The 18,926-nt window shown below is 54.9% G+C and carries 16 protein-coding genes; 3 read left to right on the top strand and 13 right to left on the bottom strand.

Annotated features, from left to right (window positions below):
- From nuoI to lrhA, 9 genes are all read right to left on the bottom strand, one after another.
- The gene (gene nuoI / locus D5067_RS07245; protein ID WP_119937087.1) at window positions 1-543 is read right to left on the bottom strand and encodes an NADH-quinone oxidoreductase subunit NuoI; all 543 of its coding nucleotides are present in this window, start codon (window positions 541-543) and stop codon (window positions 1-3) included.
- 13 nt (window positions 544-556) lie between these two features.
- Window positions 557-1,534: an NADH-quinone oxidoreductase subunit NuoH gene (gene nuoH, locus D5067_RS07240; RefSeq protein ID WP_006176509.1), complete on the bottom strand. Its 978-nt coding sequence runs from the start codon at window positions 1,532-1,534 to the stop codon at window positions 557-559.
- Window positions 1,531-4,254 carry an NADH-quinone oxidoreductase subunit NuoG gene (gene nuoG, locus D5067_RS07235; RefSeq protein WP_133302821.1) on the bottom strand — a complete coding sequence of 908 codons (2,724 nt, stop codon included), beginning with the start codon at window positions 4,252-4,254 and terminating at the stop codon, window positions 1,531-1,533. Before nuoG ends, nuoH begins: the two co-directional genes overlap by 4 nt.
- Window positions 4,255-4,308: 54 nt before the next feature.
- Window positions 4,309-5,646 (bottom strand): NADH-quinone oxidoreductase subunit NuoF, encoded by a 1,338-nt coding sequence (gene nuoF, locus D5067_RS07230; RefSeq protein WP_089597913.1) that lies wholly within the window; start codon window positions 5,644-5,646, stop codon window positions 4,309-4,311.
- Window positions 5,643-6,143 carry an NADH-quinone oxidoreductase subunit NuoE gene (nuoE, locus tag D5067_RS07225; RefSeq protein ID WP_119937089.1) on the bottom strand — a complete coding sequence of 167 codons (501 nt, stop codon included), beginning with the start codon at window positions 6,141-6,143 and terminating at the stop codon, window positions 5,643-5,645. The genes nuoF and nuoE overlap by 4 nt, the downstream gene beginning before the upstream one ends.
- A 2-nt stretch (window positions 6,144-6,145) precedes the next feature.
- A complete protein-coding gene (gene nuoC, locus D5067_RS07220; RefSeq protein WP_119937090.1) occupies window positions 6,146-7,948 on the bottom strand; it encodes an NADH-quinone oxidoreductase subunit C/D in 1,803 nt (600 codons plus the stop codon).
- Window positions 7,949-8,037: 89 nt separating this feature from the next.
- A complete protein-coding gene (nuoB, locus tag D5067_RS07215) occupies window positions 8,038-8,712 on the bottom strand; it encodes an NADH-quinone oxidoreductase subunit NuoB (protein ID WP_003861482.1) in 675 nt (224 codons plus the stop codon).
- Between the two features lie 15 nt (window positions 8,713-8,727).
- Window positions 8,728-9,168, bottom strand: coding sequence for an NADH-quinone oxidoreductase subunit NuoA (gene nuoA / locus D5067_RS07210; RefSeq protein ID WP_119937091.1), 441 nt, complete (start codon window positions 9,166-9,168; stop codon window positions 8,728-8,730).
- Window positions 9,169-9,799: 631 nt separating this feature from the next.
- Window positions 9,800-10,738, bottom strand: coding sequence for a transcriptional regulator LrhA (gene lrhA / locus D5067_RS07205; protein ID WP_119937092.1), 939 nt, complete (start codon window positions 10,736-10,738; stop codon window positions 9,800-9,802).
- Window positions 10,739-11,685: 947 nt separating this feature from the next.
- Here lrhA and alaA point away from each other — a divergent pair.
- Window positions 11,686-12,900: an alanine transaminase AlaA gene (gene alaA, locus D5067_RS07200; RefSeq protein WP_047346618.1), complete on the top strand. Its 1,215-nt coding sequence runs from the start codon at window positions 11,686-11,688 to the stop codon at window positions 12,898-12,900.
- Window positions 12,901-13,018: 118 nt separating this feature from the next.
- On the top strand, window positions 13,019-13,618 hold the full coding sequence (gene yfbR, locus D5067_RS07195; RefSeq protein ID WP_119937093.1) for a 5'-deoxynucleotidase: 600 nt from the start codon (window positions 13,019-13,021) through the stop codon (window positions 13,616-13,618).
- Window positions 13,619-13,699: 81 nt separating this feature from the next.
- On the opposite strand, the gene D5067_RS07190 is transcribed toward yfbR, so the two are convergent.
- From D5067_RS07190 to yfbV, 4 genes are all read right to left on the bottom strand, one after another.
- Complete coding sequence (locus tag D5067_RS07190) at window positions 13,700-15,532, bottom strand: SLC13 family permease (protein ID WP_119937094.1); 1,833 nt, start codon at window positions 15,530-15,532, stop codon at window positions 13,700-13,702.
- A 75-nt stretch (window positions 15,533-15,607) separates the two neighbouring features.
- On the bottom strand, window positions 15,608-16,267 hold the full coding sequence (locus D5067_RS07185; protein ID WP_119937095.1) for a sugar phosphatase: 660 nt from the start codon (window positions 16,265-16,267) through the stop codon (window positions 15,608-15,610).
- Between the two features lie 11 nt (window positions 16,268-16,278).
- Window positions 16,279-16,773, bottom strand: coding sequence for a YfbU family protein (locus tag D5067_RS07180; protein WP_119937096.1), 495 nt, complete (start codon window positions 16,771-16,773; stop codon window positions 16,279-16,281).
- A 92-nt stretch (window positions 16,774-16,865) separates the two neighbouring features.
- Window positions 16,866-17,321, bottom strand: coding sequence for a terminus macrodomain insulation protein YfbV (gene yfbV, locus D5067_RS07175; protein WP_119937097.1), 456 nt, complete (start codon window positions 17,319-17,321; stop codon window positions 16,866-16,868).
- 337 nt (window positions 17,322-17,658) lie between these two features.
- Between yfbV and ackA the strand changes: the two genes are divergently transcribed.
- Complete coding sequence (ackA, locus tag D5067_RS07170) at window positions 17,659-18,861, top strand: acetate kinase (protein WP_119937098.1); 1,203 nt, start codon at window positions 17,659-17,661, stop codon at window positions 18,859-18,861.
- The last annotated feature ends 65 nt before the right edge of the window (window positions 18,862-18,926 follow it).

The raw sequence follows: 18,926 nt of genomic DNA, 5'->3' as shown, positions 1-18,926 counted from the left end.
TTACGGTAACAGGCTCTTGACGTCGATAGGCTTGGCTTCGTTCTCTGCTTCGCCCTTATCTTTGCCGTCGATTGCCATACCCGCCATCCGGTAGAAGTTATATTCCGGGTATTTGCCCGGACCGGAAATCAGCAGATCCTCTTTCTCGTACACCAGGTCCTGACGCTTGTACTCACCCAGCTCGAAGTCTGGAGTCAGCTGAATCGCCGTGGTTGGGCACGCTTCTTCACACAGACCGCAGAAAATGCAGCGTGAGAAGTTGATGCGGAAGAACTCAGGATACCAGCGGCCGTCTACCGTCTCTGCTTTCTGCAGAGAGATACAGCCCACCGGGCACGCTACCGCACACAGGTTACAGGCCACGCAGCGCTCGGAACCGTCCGGGTCGCGCGTCAGCACGATACGGCCACGGTAGCGCGGCGGCAGATATACCGGCTCTTCCGGGTACATCTGGGTTTCGCGTTTGGCAAACGCGTGCAGGCCGATCATCCAGATACTGCGTACCTGGGTGCCGAAACCTACCAGTATTTCTTTTAAGGTCATGGTCTAAAGCCCCTTATGGCTGCTGCCAGAGAATGACAGCCGCCGTTACCAACAAGTTGACGAGCGTCAGCGGCAGGCACACTTTCCAGCCGAAGGACATTACCTGGTCATAACGCGGACGCGGTAAGGACGCACGAATCAAAATGAACATCATCATGAAGAACGCGGTTTTCAGCGCGAACCAGATGAACGGCGGTAAGAACGGGCCATGCCAGCCACCAAAGAACAGCGTTACCATCAACGCGGAAATGGTGACGATACCGATGTACTCGCCCACAAAGAACAGACCGAACTTCATGCCGGAATATTCAATGTGGTAACCGTCGGCCAGTTCCTGTTCGGCTTCTGGCTGGTCAAACGGGTGACGGTGACACACCGCCACGCCCGCGATAGCAAAGGTAACAAAACCAAAGAACTGCGGGATAACGTTCCAGATGTCGGCCTGGTTGTTGACGATGTCGGTCATGTTGAATGAACCGGCCTGCGCCACCACGCCCATCAGGGAAAGCCCCAGGAACACTTCGTAGCTCAGCGTCTGCGCGGAAGCACGCATCGCACCCAGCAGGGAGTATTTGTTGTTACTGGACCAGCCTGCGAACAGGACCGCGTAAACCGCGAGGCCTGCCATCATCAGGAAGAACAGAATGCCGATGTTCAGGTCAGCCACCACCCAGGTCGGGCTGACGGGAACGATAGCAAACGCCAGCAGCAGCGAGGTAAAGGCGATCATCGGAGCCAGGGTAAAGATCACGCGGTCCGAGAAGCGCGGGATCCAGTCCTCTTTAAAGAACATCTTGATCATGTCCGCGACCAGCTGGAGTGAACCACCCCAGCCCACGCGGTTCGGTCCGTAACGGTTCTGGAACAGACCGAGCAGACGACGTTCACCAAAGCTCATGAACGCGCCGCAGGTGACCACCACCAGCAGAATGACAACCGCTTTCAGAATGCTCAGCAGGATGTCGATAAGATCCGGCGTTAACCAACTCATGCTTTTGCCTCCTGCAGGTTATCAAGACGCGCACCCGCCAGTACCGGCGCGATGCCAGGCATGCCCATCGGCAGACCTACCTGCCCCGCTGTCAGACCTTCGGAGATAATCAGCGGCAGGCTGATTGTCTGGCCGTCGTAGCTGAAGGCAATGTTCGCACCCGCGTTAACGCCAAGCTTCGCGGCATCCGCCGGGTTGAGCTTGATGTACGGCTGCGGCATGCGGGTCTGGAAGACCGGAGAGCGCTGGGACATTTCGTCGCTACCGAACAGATGGTAGTACGGCGCGATACGCCAGTTACCGTCCTGAGCCTCGAAGCTCGCCGGAACGCTGGTGAAGAAGTCCAGACCGGTTTCGGAGGCTTCAATCAGACGCACGCCCGGGTCGCCGTGGCGCAGAGAGCCGCCCACTTCAGCCTGGAACTTGTTCCATGCCTGCGGGGAGTTCCAGCCCGGTGCCCATGCAAACGGAACCTGAGAGCGCGGCGCAGACGGCTGGTTGTTCCCTTCCATAGAGAAGGCAAACATGGTGTCTTTGTCCTGCGGCTGACGAGGTTCGTGCACGCTGATGTTGGCACGCATCGCGGTACGACCGCTGTAGCGGTGCGGTTCACGCGCCAGTTTCTGGCCGCGAATGCGGAAGCTTGCGTCAGGTGCAGCATCTTTGATGCCGGCCAGCTGAGGCAGTTTTTCCACCACCGCGTCGATAACGTGGTCGAGCTGCGTCCAGTCCACTTCACGGCTCTGCACGGTGCTGTGCAGGGAGTGCAGCCAGCGCCAGCTTTCCAGCATCACGGTGTTGCTGTCGTAGTAAGACGGGTCGTAAACCTGGAAGAAGCGCTGCGCGCGGCCTTCATTATTGATAACGGTACCGTCGCTTTCTGCGAAGCTTGCCGCAGAGAGCACCAGGTGGGCTTTGTCCATGATCGCGGTGCGCTGATGGTCGATAACCATCACCAGCGGCGCTTTGGAGAGCGCGGCGTCAACGCGAGCGGCGGAGGCGTGGCGATGAAGGTCGTTTTCCAGCACCACAACGGCGTCAGCAGAGCCGGATTCCAGTTCGCTTAACGCCTCTTCCAGCGAGCCGCCGCCAATCATACCCAGACCGATGCTGTTCACCGCGCGGGCAATCATGGTCACACCAACGTCAGCACCGCGGCCTTTCAGGGCTTTGGCCACGTTGGCCGCCGCCTGAACGATCTCCGCGCTGCCGGCGTTGGTACCGGAAATAATCAGCGGTTTCTTCGCACCCGCCAGGGCCTGAACAATCACGTCGACCTTGTTCTGCAGGTCGCGATCCAGCTCAACGGCCGGGGAGTTGTTGTCCAGCGCGTGGGCAATCGCAAAGCCAAGACGCGCCTGATCTTCAACCGGCGCGCAGTAGGTCCACGCCGCGATATCGTCCAGACGGGTGCTGTCGACGTTGGTCACAAACAGAGGATGCTTCGCGCGCTGACCGATGTTCAGGATTGCCGCAATCTGCCAGTCAGCCACTTTCTGCGCCGCTGCCATTTCACGTGCTTTACCCTTCACCGCCTGGCGAACCGCCAGAGCCGCGCGTGCGCCGGTCTGCGTCAGGTCTTCACCCAGCACCAGAACCGCATCGTAAGATTCAATTTCGCGCAGCGCAGGGGTATGAACACCGCCTTCACGCAGCACTTTCAGTACCAGCTGCAGACGTTCCTGCTCGCCCTGGGCGATGCCGGTATAGAAGTTTTCCGCTCCAACCAGCTCGCGCAGCGCGAAGTTGCTTTCGATGCTGGCGCGCGGGGAGCCGATACCGATCACTTTCTTCGACTGGCGCAGAATATCCGCCGCGCCCTGCATCGCCTGCTCGGCGTTCAGGGTAATGAAGTCGTCTCCACGGCGCTGAACCGGCTGACGCGGACGGTCTTTCAGGTTCACATAGCCATAGCCGAAACGACCGCGGTCGCAGAGGAAGTAGTGGTTAACGGTACCGTTGTAACGGTTTTCGATACGACGCAGTTCGCCGTAGCGCTCGCCCGGGCTGGTGTTACAGCCAAGGGAACACTGCTGGCAGATGCTAGGTGCAAACTGCATGTCCCATTTACGGTTGTAGCGTTCGGAGTGCGTTTTATCCGTGAATACGCCGGTCGGGCAGATTTCTACCAGGTTACCGGAGAATTCGCTTTCCAGCGTACCGTCTTCCGGACGACCGAAGTAGACGTTGTCATGCGCGCCATACACGCCCAGATCCTGACCGTCCGCGTAGTCTTTGTAGTAACGCACGCAGCGGTAGCAGGCGATGCAGCGGTTCATTTCGTGAGAGATGAACGGCCCCAGATCCTGGTTACGGTGGGTACGCTTGGTAAAGCGATAGCGACGGAAGCTGTGACCGGTCATAACGGTCATATCCTGAAGGTGGCAGTTACCGCCCTCTTCACAGACCGGACAGTCGTGCGGGTGGTTGGTCATCAACCATTCCACCACGCTTTCGCGGAACTGTTTGGCTTCTTCGTCATCAATCGAAATAAAGGTGCCTTCGGTGGCTGGCGTCATACAGGACATCACCAGGCGACCACGCGTGTCTTCCGCGTTTTGATATTGCTTCACCGCACACTGGCGGCAAGCACCGACGCTGCCCAGCGCCGGATGCCAGCAAAAGTACGGAATATCGAGGCCAAGAGACAGACAAGCTTCTAGCAGGTTGTCCGCCCCGTTAACTTCGTATTCTTTGCCGTCTACATGAATCGTAGCCATTAGCATGCTTCCAGTTGTCTCGGTCGAAACCGAGCGTTAATCAAAATTCTGTTTTTACCAGCGCGCTTTCAGCAGGTTCGGCTGAATACCATTAATTGAATGGGTATTGCTGAACGGCTGCTTGATGCCTGCTTCGAATTCGTCGCGGAAATATTTAATCGCGCTCTGCAGCGGCTCGACGGCACCCGGTGCGTGGGCGCAGAAGGTTTTACCCGGGCCTAAGAATCGACACAGTTGCTCAAGTGTCTCGATATCGCCAGGCTGGCCTTCGCCACGTTCAATAGCACGCAGGATCTTCACGCTCCACGGCAGACCGTCACGGCACGGTGTACACCAGCCGCAGGACTCGCGAGCGAAGAACTCTTCCAGGTTACGCACCAGCGAGACCATGCCGATCTCGTGATCGACGGCCATCGCCAGCGCCGTACCCAGACGGCTGCCCGCTTTACCGATGCTTTCGAATTCCATCGGCAGGTCAAGGTGGGCTTCGGTCAGGAAGTCAGTCCCTGCCCCGCCCGGCTGCCAGGCTTTGAATTTCAGGCCATCGCGCATGCCGCCCGCGTAGTCTTCGAGAATTTCACGCGCGGTGGTACCGAACGGCAGTTCCCAGACGCCAGGATTCTTCACGCGGCCGGAGAAGCCCATCAGCTTGGTACCGGCATCTTTGCTTGAAGAGATACCCTGATACCACTCCACGCCGTTCGCGAGGATCGCCGGAACGTTACACAGGGTTTCGACGTTGTTTACGCAGGTCGGTTTACCCCACACGCCGGAGCTTGCCGGGAACGGTGGCTTGGAACGCGGGTTCGCGCGGCGGCCTTCCAGGGAGTTAATCAGCGCGGTTTCTTCGCCGCAGATGTAACGCCCTGCACCGGTGTGCACGAACAGTTCGAAGTCAAAGCCGGTGCCCAGGATGTTTTTCCCAAGCAGGCCCGCTTCGGTTGCTTCCGCAATCGCGCGACGCAGGTTTTCCGCCGCTTCGATGTACTCACCGCGCAGGAAGATGTAGCCACGGTAGGCTTTCAGCGCAAACGCGGAGATCAGCATGCCTTCCACCAGCAGGTGCGGCAGCTGTTCCATCAGCAGGCGGTCTTTATAGGTGCCCGGCTCCATTTCATCGGCGTTACACAGCAGGTAACGGATGTTCATGGATTCATCTTTCGGCATCAGGCTCCACTTCAGACCGGTGGAGAAGCCCGCACCGCCGCGCCCTTTCAGGCCGGAGTCTTTTACCGCATTAACGATGTCATCCGGCGCCATGCCGCCCAGGGCTTTACGCGCGCCGGCATAGCCGTTTTTGCTTTCGTATTCTTCAAGCCATACCGGCTGTTTGTCATCGCGCAGACGCCAGGTCAGCGGATGCGTCTCAGCAGTACGAATTACCGTTTTCATTTGTACTGCTCCAGCAGGTCAGGAATCGCTTCCGGCGTCAGATGGCTGTGAGTGTCCTCATCAATCATCATGGTCGGCCCCTTGTCGCAGTTACCCAGGCAGCAGGTTGGCAGCAGGGTAAAGCGTCCATCGAACGTGGTCTGGCCCGGCTTGATATTGAGCTTCTGCTCAATCGCTGCCTGAATGCCCTGGTAACCGGTGATGTGACAAACAACGCTGTCACAGTAGCGGATCACGTGGCGGCCAACCGGCTGACGGAAGATCTGGCTGTAGAACGTGGCTACGCCTTCTACGTCACTCGCCGGAATACCCAGCACTTTTGCGATCTCATAGATCGCCCCATCCGGCACCCAGCCACGCTGTTTCTGTACGATTTTCAGCGCTTCAATGGACGCCGCACGCGGGTCTTCGTAGTGGTGCATCTCGTGCTCAATCGCGGCACGTTCTGCTTCACTCAGCTCAAAAGCCTCGGTCTGTGGTTGTTGATTCTCGTGCATAATTAGCGGTCCACATCTGACATAACAAAATCGATACTACCCAGATACACAATCAGGTCGGAGACCAGACTGCCGCGAATGGCGGCTGGGATCTGCTGCAGGTGCGCGAAGCTTGGCGTACGCACACGGGTACGGTAGCTCATGGTGCTGCCGTCGCTGGTCAGGTAGTAACTGTTGATACCCTTGGTCGCTTCAATCATCTGGAAGGATTCTTGCGCCGGCATGACCGGACCCCAGGAAACCTGCAGGAAGTGGGTGATCAGGGTTTCGATATGTTGCAGCGTGCGCTCTTTCGGCGGCGGCGTCGTCAGCGGGTGATCCGCTTTGAACGGGCCTTCCGGCATGTTATTGAGGCACTGCTCAAGGATGCGCAGACTCTGGCGCAGCTCTTCCACTTTCAGCATCACGCGGGTATAGCAGTCGGAAACACCGCCGCCAACCGGGACTTCAAAGTCGAAGTTCTCGTAGCCAGAATAAGGACGGGCTTTACGCACGTCGAAATCAATACCGGTTGCACGCAGGCCAGCACCCGTTGTCCCCCACTCCAGCGCCTCTTTCGCACCGTAGGCAGCAACGCCTTTGGAACGGCCAATCAGGATGGTGTTGCGCAGGGCGGCTTTCTCGTAAGAGGCCAGACGTTTCGGCATCCAGTCGAGGAATTCACGCAGCAGGCGGTCCCAGCCGCGCGGCAGATCGTGCGCCACGCCGCCGATACGGAACCAGGCCGGGTGCATACGGAAACCGGTAATCGCTTCCACCAGATCGTAGATTTTCTGTCGGTCGGTAAAGGCGAAGAAGACCGGCGTCATCGCGCCGACGTCCTGAATGAACGTGGAGATATAGAGCAGGTGGCTGTTAATACGGAACAGCTCGGAGAGCATCACGCGGATCACGTTGACGCGATCCGGCGTGGTGATGCCCGCCAGTTTCTCAACGGCCAGCACGTATGGCATTTCGTTTACGCAGCCGCCGAGGTACTCGATACGGTCGGTATACGGAATGTAGCTGTGCCAGGACTGACGCTCGCCCATCTTCTCCGCACCACGGTGGTGGTAGCCGATGTCAGGTACGCAGTCGACAATCTCTTCGCCGTCAAGCTGAAGAATGATACGGAATGCACCGTGCGCAGACGGGTGGTTCGGACCGAGGTTGAGGAACATGAAGTCCTCGTTTTCAGTACCGCGCTTCATGCCCCAGTCTTCCGGCTTGAAGGTCAGCGCTTCCATCTCCAGATCCTGCTTGGCTTTGGTCAGCTCAAACGGGTCAAATTCGGTAGCACGTGCCGGGTAGTCTTTACGCAGCGGGTGGCCGGTCCAGGTCTGCGGCATCATGATGCGCGTCAGGTGCGGGTGGCCGTCAAAGGTCATGCCGAACATTTCCCAGGTTTCACGCTCGTACCAGTTCGCGTTCGGGAAAAGTTTGGTAATCGTCGGCAGATGCATGTCGTTTTCAGACAATGCCACCTTGAGCATGATATCCGTGTTGCGGTCTATTGAGATCAGGTGGTAGAAAACGGAAAAATCCGCAGCAGGGAGACCCTGGCGGTGCGTACGCAGACGTTCGTCCATGCCGTGTAAGTCAAACAGCATGACGTAAGGTTTTGGCAATTTCTTAAGGAAATCGACCACTTCCAGTAATTGTTCACGCTTCACCCAAACAACGGGTACCCCGGTGCGGGTGGCCTGAACAGTAAAGGCATCCGGCCCAAAACGGTTGCGCAGTTCGCCAACGACTGGGTCATCGAGATGATCCCGGGTCTGCCAGGCGGCTTCTTGCGCGGTTAAGTCGGTCATATTGTTCACCATTGCAAATGGTCCGTGGTGACTGTTAAGCCTGGCTTCGCGCTATTTGAGTAGTGATATGCGAAGGTAGTCTCCAGGCCCACAGGCGCAAATTAAATTTCGTCAGGCGTACGCAGGTTGGTGACGGCAATACGTTCACCGCGTTTACGCTCGCGCTCGGACTGCATGTTCGCGCGATACACACCCTGATCGCCAACAACCCATGAAAGCGGGCGGCGTTCTTTACCGATAGACTCCTGCAGCAGCATCAGCGCCTGCATGTAAGCTTCCGGACGCGGCGGGCAGCCCGGGATGTACACATCCACCGGGATGAACTTATCTACGCCCTGCACGACAGAGTAAATGTCGTACATACCGCCAGAGTTTGCACATGCGCCCATGGAGATTACCCATTTAGGCTCCAGCATCTGGTCATAAAGACGCTGAATAACCGGTGCCATCTTGGTAAAGCACGTACCGGCCACCACCATCAGGTCAGCCTGACGTGGGGAAGCACGGAGTACCTCTGCCCCAAAACGCGCAACGTCATGCACCGCAGTGAATGACGTCACCATTTCAACGTAGCAGCAAGAAAGCCCAAAGTTGTACGGCCAGATGGAGTTCTTACGACCCCAGTTGACCATATCGTGCATGGCATGCTCGAGCTTGCCCATGTACACGCTTTTGTTGACTTCTTGCTCCAGGGGGTCGGTTACGATCTCCTGTTTTTGCAGGGGGTAACGGTCATTCTCACCGTTAGGATCTATGCGGGTGAGCGTATAATCCATCTTATTGCCTCGCTGTTACTGCTGACGATTAGAGATACTGTTTTCCGGGTTGGTCTGTTCACGGCGTGAACGCACAGGTGTCCAGTCCAGCGCGCCGATACGCACCAGATAAACCAGACCGGCCAGTAACACTAAAATGAAAATTGCGGCCTCGACAAAGCCCACCCAACCACTTTCGCGAATGGACGTTGACCATGCGAAGAGGTAAAGCGCTTCCACGTCAAAGATGACGAAGAACATGGCTACCAGGTAGAACTTGGCAGACAGGCGTAAGCGAGCGGTACCTACGGAATCAATACCTGATTCGAAAGGTGTGTTTTTGTGCCTTGCGCGGGCGCGACCGCCCAGGAACCAGCCGCCGACTAACATCAGGCAGCACAGGCCAATGGCTACAATAAGAAAGATTGCGAATGCCCAGTGATGAGCGATGACTTCTGTGGATGTTGACATACTCATTGCTTACTCATCAAAAGTGATACCGACGACACTGCTCTTGCTGGCAGATAGGCATCACATCGATTCATGGGGAGGAACAAAATAACCTTACACTAACTGTCAGAAATGAGACATAGACAGCAAAATGATGGGGTTTTTTACTCCTTTCTATAACCTTTTGTCAACTTTAACAAAGGTTTCTTCACATTAAATGACATCGAGCGATTCTCATTAACATTTCATGCCCTTTAACCCTGGTGGGTACCTGACTTCACGTCAAATGCATGTTGTTGAATCGTGTCCGTTTTGGAAGTAAAAAAAATAACCCTCCTATTTTGACAGGATTTGCCAACGATTCCTCCCCCCAAATAGGAGTATTTTCTTGATCTGAGACACGCTTTTGTTAATTCAATCAAAAAAACGGCAACATATTTCCTGTTTTTTTAACATGAGGGGGGCGGGAAGGAAGTGAGGACGGCATTAGCTCACGAAATAACCAAATGCATTCATTCGATTGATAAATATAGCCTATTTGACATTACCACCCTCTGCACAGGGTTATTTATCGCAAAAAAAAACCACTCCACGCGAAAATCGCGCGAGTGGCTCTTTTTTACACTTACAATTTGTTACGAGAATTTTGAGGGATTGATCACTCAAAGTCCCCTTCAACAAGCAGCGAGTCATCCCCCCCTTCGGGAGTAACATGCTCGTATTGCCATGGATTATGGTAGTTTTCCATCGCCTCGAACACCACTTTCGCCAGCTCGTTATTGCTGGATGCGTTGTGGCACAGCAGGTATTCCGTATCCGGAAGCACAGGAAGACCATCACTTTTCCCCAGCACGCGCAGATCCGGACTCATCATCTCCACCGGGCGAGCCGTTACGCCCAGGCCGGCTTTGACTGCAGCTCGTACCGCAGGCAGCGTCGAGGCCACGTACGCCAGACGCCATGGGATGCTGGCCTCGTTGAGCGCCGACAGCACCATATCGCGGAACGGGCTGGGATCGTCAAGCAAGACCAGTGGAATCGGCTCACCTTTTTGCAGCACGTATTCCGCGGCGCAGTACCAGTGCGTTGGCGAGGTACGCAGCGTCAGGCAGTTAAATTGCCCGGGACGATGCGTCGTGACCACAAGGTCAACCTCGTTATTTTTCAGCATCTCAACCATAAAAGCATTCCGTTTTACGCTAACGTCCAGCGCAAGCTTCGGATAAACCGAACTAACCCGGTTGAGAAGGAAAGGTAATATGGTATCCGCTGATTCATCAGACGCCCCTAAGGTTAGCACCCCCTGAAGGTTGCTAAACATTAATGACATACATGCTTCATCATTAAAGCGAAGTATCTTTCTGGCATAACCCAGAAGCTGGATACCGTGTTCAGTTAATAACTTATTGCGCCCATGGCGCGCAAATAGCTCTTTACCGACCAGTTGCTCCAGCCGCTGCATTTGTTGGCTAACGGCGGACTGGGTACGGCAAACGGCGGCAGCAGCTGCTGCAAAAGTGTTGAGATCGGCGACCGCAACAAACGTTCTCAGCAGATCGAGGTCGAGATTCATTATCGGACGATTTGCATTTATCATATCTTTTCACTTTCAGGTTGCTCGTGCGGAGCTGCCCGGGTTGAAGCTGTGTGTAACAGTTAAGCAATTCCTTCTGAAGGTTTCCCTCGCATCCCGGCCCGGCAGACTGCCTGACAGATAGTTATTGTGCCGCGGTATATCAACAGTCAGAAAGCACGTTTCATGACGTTATTTTTATTCTCTTAAACGTTCAGGATATTTAGATGTTTGCAGGTTTATGTAAATTCCATTAAAGGAAAAAACGTCATCTGCCATCTTGATCGCAGCGCTGTCAACGTAGCAAGAGAGGACCCTCACATTCCAGACAGAGATAATTCTAACAATAACAACCAATTAAATCAGAAAGGCACGTTAAGATATACAAAAAAAGCGTATCTCACATCTGCTTTCCTGAAAGACATCTTAACCCAAATCCACTTTATTTATAAGTCTTATTGCAATATTGAGGATTTAACGACGTTGATAAGCCGCCTAACTCCTTTTATTAAAATTAACGAAAGTTGCATTTTCGTCGTTAATAATAAATAAACTTTAATTTAGATTAAGGACATTCATTAATAACACTTAACATTATTTTCACATGAGTAACTTTTAACCCAGGTTTGCTATTAGGGCAACCTCTCGCTCAGCATTCAGATTTTACGAAAAGTCACTTATCGCAACTTCCAGCCCGTCATGCTCGATGTAAAGCGCGTTTTTTATTTTTACCAGAATAAAATTCAATTAAAATCACAAAAAACAGTATAACGCGCTAATAACCGCAATCTCTCTACTGCTTTCGGCCAGTAAATTAATACTCAGGCAGCAAAATAGATTACACAGGAATTATCATGATGAACAAAATCTTCCTCTGCACGCCCTTCAAAACGAAGCGAGGTGGGAGTACATTGTTCCGTGCTGACTTCCACGGCAGGGAGTGGCACTCATAGCAAAAAGGTTAAAGGTTCATGTCCCCTATCGAAAAATCCAGCAAGTTAGACAACGTCTGTTACGACATCCGTGGCCCGGTTCTGAAAGAGGCAAAGCGTCTTGAAGAAGAAGGCAACAAGGTTCTGAAACTTAACATTGGTAACCCCGCGCCGTTTGGTTTTGAAGCGCCGGATGAGATCCTGGTCGACGTGATCCGCAACCTGCCTACCGCGCAGGGATATTGTGACTCCAAAGGCCTCTACTCCGCACGTAAAGCCATCATGCAGCACTACCAGGCGCGCGGGATGCGCGATGTTACCGTTGAAGATATCTATATCGGTAACGGCGTTTCTGAACTGATCGTCCAGGCGATGCAGGCCCTGCTGAACAGCGGCGACGAAATGCTGGTTCCGGCACCTGACTACCCGCTGTGGACGGCGGCCGTGTCGCTTTCCAGCGGAAAAGCCGTGCACTATCTTTGCGACGAGTCCGCTGACTGGTTCCCGGATTTAGACGATATCCGCGCTAAAATCACGCCGCGCACGCGCGGGATCGTGATCATCAACCCGAACAACCCAACGGGTGCGGTCTACTCTAAAGAACTGTTGATGGAGATCGTGGAGCTTGCTCGTCAGCATAACCTGATCATTTTTGCCGACGAAATTTACGACAAGATCCTGTACGACGCCGCGCAGCACCACTCGATCGCCGCGCTGGCGCCGGACCTGCTGACCGTGACCTTTAACGGGTTATCAAAAACCTACCGCGTAGCCGGTTTCCGCCAGGGCTGGATGGTGCTGAACGGTCCGAAGAAACATGCGAAAGGCTACATTGAAGGGCTCGAGATGCTGGCGTCGATGCGTCTGTGCGCCAACGTTCCCGCCCAGCATGCGATTCAAACGGCGCTCGGCGGCTACCAGAGCATTAGCGAGTTCATCGTTCCCGGTGGTCGTCTGTACGAACAGCGCAACCGCGCGTGGGAATTGATCAACGATATTCCGGGCGTCTCCTGCGTGAAGCCGAACGGCGCGCTGTATATGTTCCCGAAAATCGACGCGAAGCGCTTCAATATTCACGACGACCAAAAAATGGTGCTTGATTTCCTGCTGCAGGAAAAAGTGCTGCTGGTTCAGGGTACGGCGTTTAACTGGCCGTGGCCGGATCACGTGCGTATCGTTACCCTGCCGCGCGAAGACGACCTCGAAATGGCCATCAGCCGCTTCGGTCGCTTCCTTTCCGGTTATCATCAGTAAAGCTGCCTTTCTGCCGGGTGGCGCTGCGCTTACCCGGCCTGCAACATCTTCAGATTTGCATCTTCCCTCCCCTCCCCGCACAATGAACGCCTGTCGCAGTAAAGACAAAAGGTAACCTATGAGTCAGAGTCATTTCTTTGCCCACCTCTCCCGCCTGAAGCTCATTAACCGCTGGCCGCTGATGCGCAATGTCCGCACGGAAAATGTGTCAGAGCACAGTCTGCAGGTTGCGATGGTCGCTCACGCGCTGGCCGCCATTAAAAACCGCAAATTCAACGGTCAGGTCAACCCAGAGCGCATTGCCCTGCTTGCGATGTACCACGATGCGTCAGAAGTGCTCACCGGCGACCTACCTACGCCGGTGAAATATTTCAACTCGCAGATTGCGCAGGAATATAAGGCCATCGAGAAGATTGCCCAGCAGAAGCTGATTGACATGGTGCCGGACGAGCTGCGCGATATCTTTGAGCCGCTCATCGACGAGCATCAGTACACCGAAGAAGAGAAGCTGCTGGTTAAGCAGGCCGACGCGCTGTGCGCCTACCTGAAGTGTCTGGAAGAGCTGTCCGCGGGGAACAACGAATTTTTACTGGCAAAAACGCGTCTGGAAAAAACGCTGGAATCCCGCCGCAGCGACGAGATGGACTACTTTATGCAGGTGTTTGTGCCGAGCTTCCATTTATCGCTGGACGAAATTAGCCAGGATTCACCGTTGTAATCTGTTTGCCCAGCGGCGCTGCGCTTGCAGGGCCTACGGGTTGTAGGCCGGGTAAGGCGCAGCCGCCACCCGGCAAAATGCTCAGAACGGGAACAGGACCGGTATCAGCACCACGCATACCAGCATCACCAGCACGGTGAACGGCACGCCAATCTTCACAAAGTCGCTGAACCTATAATTCCCGGGCCCCAGCACCAGCGTATTCACCGGTGAAGAAACTGGCGTCATAAATGCCGCCGAGGCGGCCATGGCCACCATCATTGCAAAAGGATACGGCGACACGCCCATGGATTTGGCCATCGCCAGCGCAATCGGCGCCATCAGTACCGCCGTCGCGGTATTGGAGATAAAGAGCCCGATCGAGGCGCACATAACAAACAGACACACCATCATCATGTACGGGCCGTATCCCCCGCCAACGTCCATCAGCCCTTTAACGATCAAATCCACCCCGCCCGTTTTTTGCAGGGCAAGGGCAAAGGGCATCATCCCGACGATAAGAATAATGCTCGGCCAGTGAATGGCTTTATACGCGCTTTCGGCGTCAATACAGCGGAATTTGCCCATCAGCAGGCAGGCGATAATCGCCGCAACCGGGTTAGGGATTTCGTCGGTCAGCATCAGCGCCACCATCAGCACCAGGCAAAAAATAGCGTGCGGGGCCTGGCTGTGCGCCGGTGACGCGTCGCTCTCTTCGACGGGCATATTCAGCACCACGAAATCCCGGCCCTTCTGGCCAAGCTGGCTGATGAGCTTCCAGTTGCCAACAACGAGGAAAATATCGCCCAGCAGGAGCGGCTCATCGACCACTGCCCCTTCCAGCGCCACGCCGTCGCGCTTCAAGCCGACCACGTTCAGGCCATAGCGGGTGCGAAACGCGATTTCCCGCACCGTCTTACCCAGCAGCTCTGATTCCGGGATCAGCGACACCTCGGCCATGCCAACGTCCAGCGCCTGGTCTGAGAAATATTCGCCGCGAAGCACCATCGGCTCCAGCAGCTGTTCGGTGCAAAACTCGCGCAGATCCACCTCAGCCGTGGACATATCAATCAGCAGGACGTCACGCGCGCGAAACTCTGACACGCCGTTTACGTTCACGATCACCCGACGAAACCGGCGCCAGCGCTCCACGCCGATCACGTTCGCGCCGTAGCGTTCACGCAGTTTTAAATCATCCAGACGCTGGCCTATCAGCGGCGAGCCCGGGTGGATAGCCAGCCGGCGGGCGCGGCCGGTCAGGCGGTATTCTTTAATGAGATCGCGAAACGTGCGGCGCTTCCAGCCGTCTTTGTTTTTATCCTGCTTTTCGCCCTTCAGCGCGAAGCGGGTGAACAGCATATAAATTACGCCCATCACCAGAATCACCAGCCCAAGCGGCGTCACGCTGAAAAAGCTAAACCCCTCAAGCCCTTCACGGAGCAGCTCGCTGTTGACCACGAGGTTCGGCGGCGTGGCCACCAGCGTCATCATCCCGCTGATAAGCCCGGCAAAGCTCAACGGCATCATCAGGCGCGAGGGTGAAATCTGCATTCGCATGGAGACGCTCAGCACCACCGGAATAAAGATCGCCACAACCCCCGTTGAGCTCATGAAAGCGCCCAGCCCGGCAACCGTCACCATCAGGTAAACCAGCATTTTGGTTTCACTGCTGCCCGCCACCTTCACCAGCCAGGTCCCCATGATGGTCGCGACGCCGGTGCGCACCAGGCCGTCGCCAATGATAAACAGGGCGGCAATCAGAATGACGTTGGGGTCGCTAAACCCGGAGAAGGCCTCCGGCAGCGTGAGCGTACCGCTCAGCACAAACGCGACGATAACAAACAGGGCGACGGCATCCATGCGCACCTTGCCGGTAGCAAAGAGAATGATGGCGATTAACAGCAGGCTCAGGACCCAAATCAGTTCACCGTTCACAACCTATCCTTGTCAGTGGAGGAGTTGGAATTCTGCCATAAAAAAGCCCCAACAATGTGGGGCTAAATCATAGGATTACATTTTTAGCGAGACGGTTACAACTCCGTCGGGTGCCTTCGAGACGTTAATCGCGGTCAGGGTGGTTAGCACAAAATCCGCTTCGTTCAGACGGGGGGAATCTGCCGGTACGTTAACCGCGATTACGTGGCTTCCGGCGTTCAGCCCGGCCAGCACGCCCGCCGCGGCATCTTCCACCACCACGCAGTCAGCCGGAGCCAGGCCCAGCAGCTCCGCGCCGAGCAGAAATGCATCCGGCTCCGGCTTACCGCGCTTGACGCGCTCCGCGGTGATAAACACCTCTGGCTTCGGTAAACCGGCAGCCTTATGGCGCGCATGGGCGACGGGAATCGAGCCGGAGGTGACGATCGCCCACGGGATCTGCGCTTCGTTCAGATGCTCAAGCAGTTCCCGCGCGCCGGGCAGCGCGGTGATGCCGTCCGTATCGCTGGCTTCAATCTGCTCCAGGTAGGTGAACTCCGCCTGAATCTCTTCCTCAGAACGCCCCGCTAAAAAGTGCCGTAATGAGGTAATGGCCTGTTTGCCATGGATGAAATTCAGTACGTCCTGATGGTCAATGCCATGCCTGTCGGCCCAGTGACACCACGAGCGCTCCACTACCGGCAGCGAATCCACCAGCGTACCGTCCAGATCAAACAGAAAACCTTTACACTGCACACGCACCTCCGTCAGGCATTAATGATTTGTTGAATTTCGTTACTGCTTAAATGGTACTGGCGCGGGCAGGCGTGCCATGCGCTCAGCATGCGCTGGTATTTTTCCCACATTGGGGTCTGCGCATTAAAACCGTGGGTGCCTGCATCGAAGTGGGTATAACGCCCTTCGGTGTTCACCATAAAGCGGACATAGCTGAGATAGCGCGCTTCGGTTGCGGCATCAAAGCCCAAGAAGGTCACGCGGCGCTCGTCAATAGACTGTCGATCTTTTAGATTGGTCCAGGACACATGCAGCGCGTGGTACATCTCCATGATATCGATTACGGTGCGGCAGGTTTCTTCTTTCAGCTCGCCAAACTCGCGGTCCAGTTCGCGCATCTGCAAACCAAATCCGCGCTCGACGATGGTCTGCAGGCGGCTGTAGCGCGCAGCGTTATCGGGATCAAGCATAGTCATCATCTTGTACTGGTTAGACAAAATCAGACGTTGAGCATGGGTCATTTCCATCTTTCGACTCCTGTAGCGCATTGCACTTTAAAAAAAAGACACGGTAACTGTTTGTTACTGTGCCTTCTTTTAGCGAGCGTTTCGATGATCAATCACAAGTCATCAAGGAATGTTTTATCAAGTTGCTTAAAAGCGCGCTTGAGCGTGTCGGCCAGCGCCTGGTAGTCCGGCTTCCCTTCAACGGGTGCCAGCGCCTGCCCGGCCTCCTCAAGTTTTCCACGGACTTCATAAAACCAGTGTAAAATGGTAGGCGGTAGCGGGGTAATCGAACGCTTCCCCAACCACCACAGCCCCTGCATCGGAAGGCTCAACGCAAACAGCGCCGTGGCGACGGCGGGGCCAAGCTGGCCGCCGAGGGCAATTTGCCAGCACAGGGTAAAGATAGCAACGGGCGGCATGAAACGAATCGCATAGCGCGTGGCGCGAATGACGCGGTTCTCAATAAACATCGGCGCAAGGCGCTTTTCCATTGGCCACGTCTTTGCGTAATGCTGCCCCCGGCGAAACAGACTGAAGAAGTTCACGGATGGGATTTCGGGTGTCGACATGGCTGTACCTCAACTTCACATATAAAAATTAAAATTTTTGTGCAAAACCACAACAGGCTATGACAACGTTCAAAATATTTTGTCATCGCTACCCCGTATCGGGTATTCTGTGCCAGCCTGATTGGGCTGTAGACGAGAATTGTTAACTCGTCAAATTAATGCCTATTATGCCATTGTCTGAAAAATGTTCAAAATGGCATAAAATCATAAGTATTCCTTTCATCATGCCACAATGTTCGTTCGGCATGATGTTAATCATAAATGTCTGGGTCAGCATGCGTTACGCTTTTAGACTCACTGACGTTTTTTTAGCCACGTATCAATTATAGGTACTTCCATGTCGAGTAAGTTAGTACTGGTTCTGAACTGCGGTAGCTCTTCCCTGAAATTCGCCATCATTGATGCGCTGAACGGTGAAGAATACCTCTCTGGTTTGTCCGAATGTTTCCATCTGCCTGAAGCACGTATCAAGTGGAAGATGGACGGCAGCAAACAAGAAGCGGCTTTAGGTGCAGGCGCCGCTCACAGTGAAGCGCTGAACTTTATCGTTAACACTATTCTGGCACAAAAACCAGAACTGTCTGCTCAGCTGACTGCGATCGGTCACCGTATCGTCCACGGCGGCGAAAAATACACCAGCTCCGTCCTGATCGACGACTCTGTGATTCAGGGCATCAAAGACTCTGCATCCTTTGCACCGCTGCATAACCCGGCTCACCTGATCGGTATCGCTGAAGCGCTGAAATCCTTCCCTAACCTGAAAGACAAAAACGTGGCCGTGTTCGACACCGCGTTCCATCAGACCATGCCGGAAGAGTCTTACCTGTATGCCCTGCCGTACAGCCTGTACAAAGAGCACGGCGTACGTCGCTACGGCGCGCACGGCACCAGCCACTTCTATGTGACTCAGGAAGCCGCAAAAGTTCTGAACAAGCCGGTTGAAGAAGTGAACATCATCACCTGCCACCTGGGCAACGGTGGTTCTGTTTCTGCTATCCGCAACGGTAAATGCGTTGATACCTCCATGGGTCTGACCCCGCTGGAAGGCCTGGTGATGGGTACCCGTTCCGGTGACATCGACCCGGCGATTATCTTCCACCTGCACGACACCCTGGGCATGAGCGTTGACGACATCAACAAAATGCTGACTAAAGAGTCTGGCCTGCTGGGTCTGACCGAAGTCACCAGCGACTGCCGCTACGTTGAAGACAACTACGCAGAGAAAGAAGACGCTAAACGTGCAATGGACGTTTACTGCCACCGTCTGGCGAAATACATCGGTTCTTACACTGCACTGATGGACGGTCGTCTGGACGCGGTTATCTTCACCGGTGGTATCGGTGAGAACGCGGCAATGGTGCGTGAACTGTCCCTGGGCAAACTGGGCGTTCTGGGCTTCGAAGTTGATCATGAGCGTAACCTGGCTGCCCGCTTTGGCAAGTCTGGCTTCATCAACAAAGAAGGCACCCGCCCTGCGATCGTTATTCCAACTAACGAAGAGCTGGTCATCGCGCAAGACGCGCACCGCCTGACTGCCTGATTCCACACCGCCAGCAATGCTGGCGGTGCTGTTTTGTAACCCGCCCACTTTGCGGCGGTAACGAA

The organism is Enterobacter huaxiensis, from assembly GCF_003594935.2.
Classification (GTDB): Bacteria; Pseudomonadota; Gammaproteobacteria; order Enterobacterales; family Enterobacteriaceae; genus Enterobacter; species Enterobacter huaxiensis.
The sequence above is the reverse complement of the archived record's forward strand: the minus strand, read 5'-3'. Positions and strand labels throughout refer to the sequence as shown.

Excerpts from the sequence above, each read along its gene's own strand:
- nuoF (WP_089597913.1), bottom strand. The coding sequence starts at position 5,646 with ATGAAAACGGTAATTCGTACTGCTGAGACGCATCCGCTGACCTGGCGT.
- nuoI (WP_119937087.1), bottom strand. The coding sequence starts at position 543 with ATGACCTTAAAAGAAATACTGGTAGGTTTCGGCACCCAGGTACGCAGT.
- nuoH (WP_006176509.1), bottom strand. The coding sequence starts at position 1,534 with ATGAGTTGGTTAACGCCGGATCTTATCGACATCCTGCTGAGCATTCTG.
- alaA (WP_047346618.1), top strand. The coding sequence starts at position 11,686 with ATGTCCCCTATCGAAAAATCCAGCAAGTTAGACAACGTCTGTTACGAC.
- nuoC (WP_119937090.1), bottom strand. The coding sequence starts at position 7,948 with ATGGTGAACAATATGACCGACTTAACCGCGCAAGAAGCCGCCTGGCAG.
- nuoA (WP_119937091.1), bottom strand. The coding sequence starts at position 9,168 with ATGAGTATGTCAACATCCACAGAAGTCATCGCTCATCACTGGGCATTC.
- D5067_RS07180 (WP_119937096.1), bottom strand. The coding sequence starts at position 16,773 with ATGGAAATGACCCATGCTCAACGTCTGATTTTGTCTAACCAGTACAAG.
- nuoE (WP_119937089.1), bottom strand. The coding sequence starts at position 6,143 with ATGCACGAGAATCAACAACCACAGACCGAGGCTTTTGAGCTGAGTGAA.
- yfbR (WP_119937093.1), top strand. The coding sequence starts at position 13,019 with ATGAGTCAGAGTCATTTCTTTGCCCACCTCTCCCGCCTGAAGCTCATT.
- yfbV (WP_119937097.1), bottom strand. The coding sequence starts at position 17,321 with ATGTCGACACCCGAAATCCCATCCGTGAACTTCTTCAGTCTGTTTCGC.
- lrhA (WP_119937092.1), bottom strand. The coding sequence starts at position 10,738 with ATGATAAATGCAAATCGTCCGATAATGAATCTCGACCTCGATCTGCTG.
- nuoB (WP_003861482.1), bottom strand. The coding sequence starts at position 8,712 with ATGGATTATACGCTCACCCGCATAGATCCTAACGGTGAGAATGACCGT.
- nuoG (WP_133302821.1), bottom strand. The coding sequence starts at position 4,254 with ATGGCTACGATTCATGTAGACGGCAAAGAATACGAAGTTAACGGGGCG.
- ackA (WP_119937098.1), top strand. The coding sequence starts at position 17,659 with ATGTCGAGTAAGTTAGTACTGGTTCTGAACTGCGGTAGCTCTTCCCTG.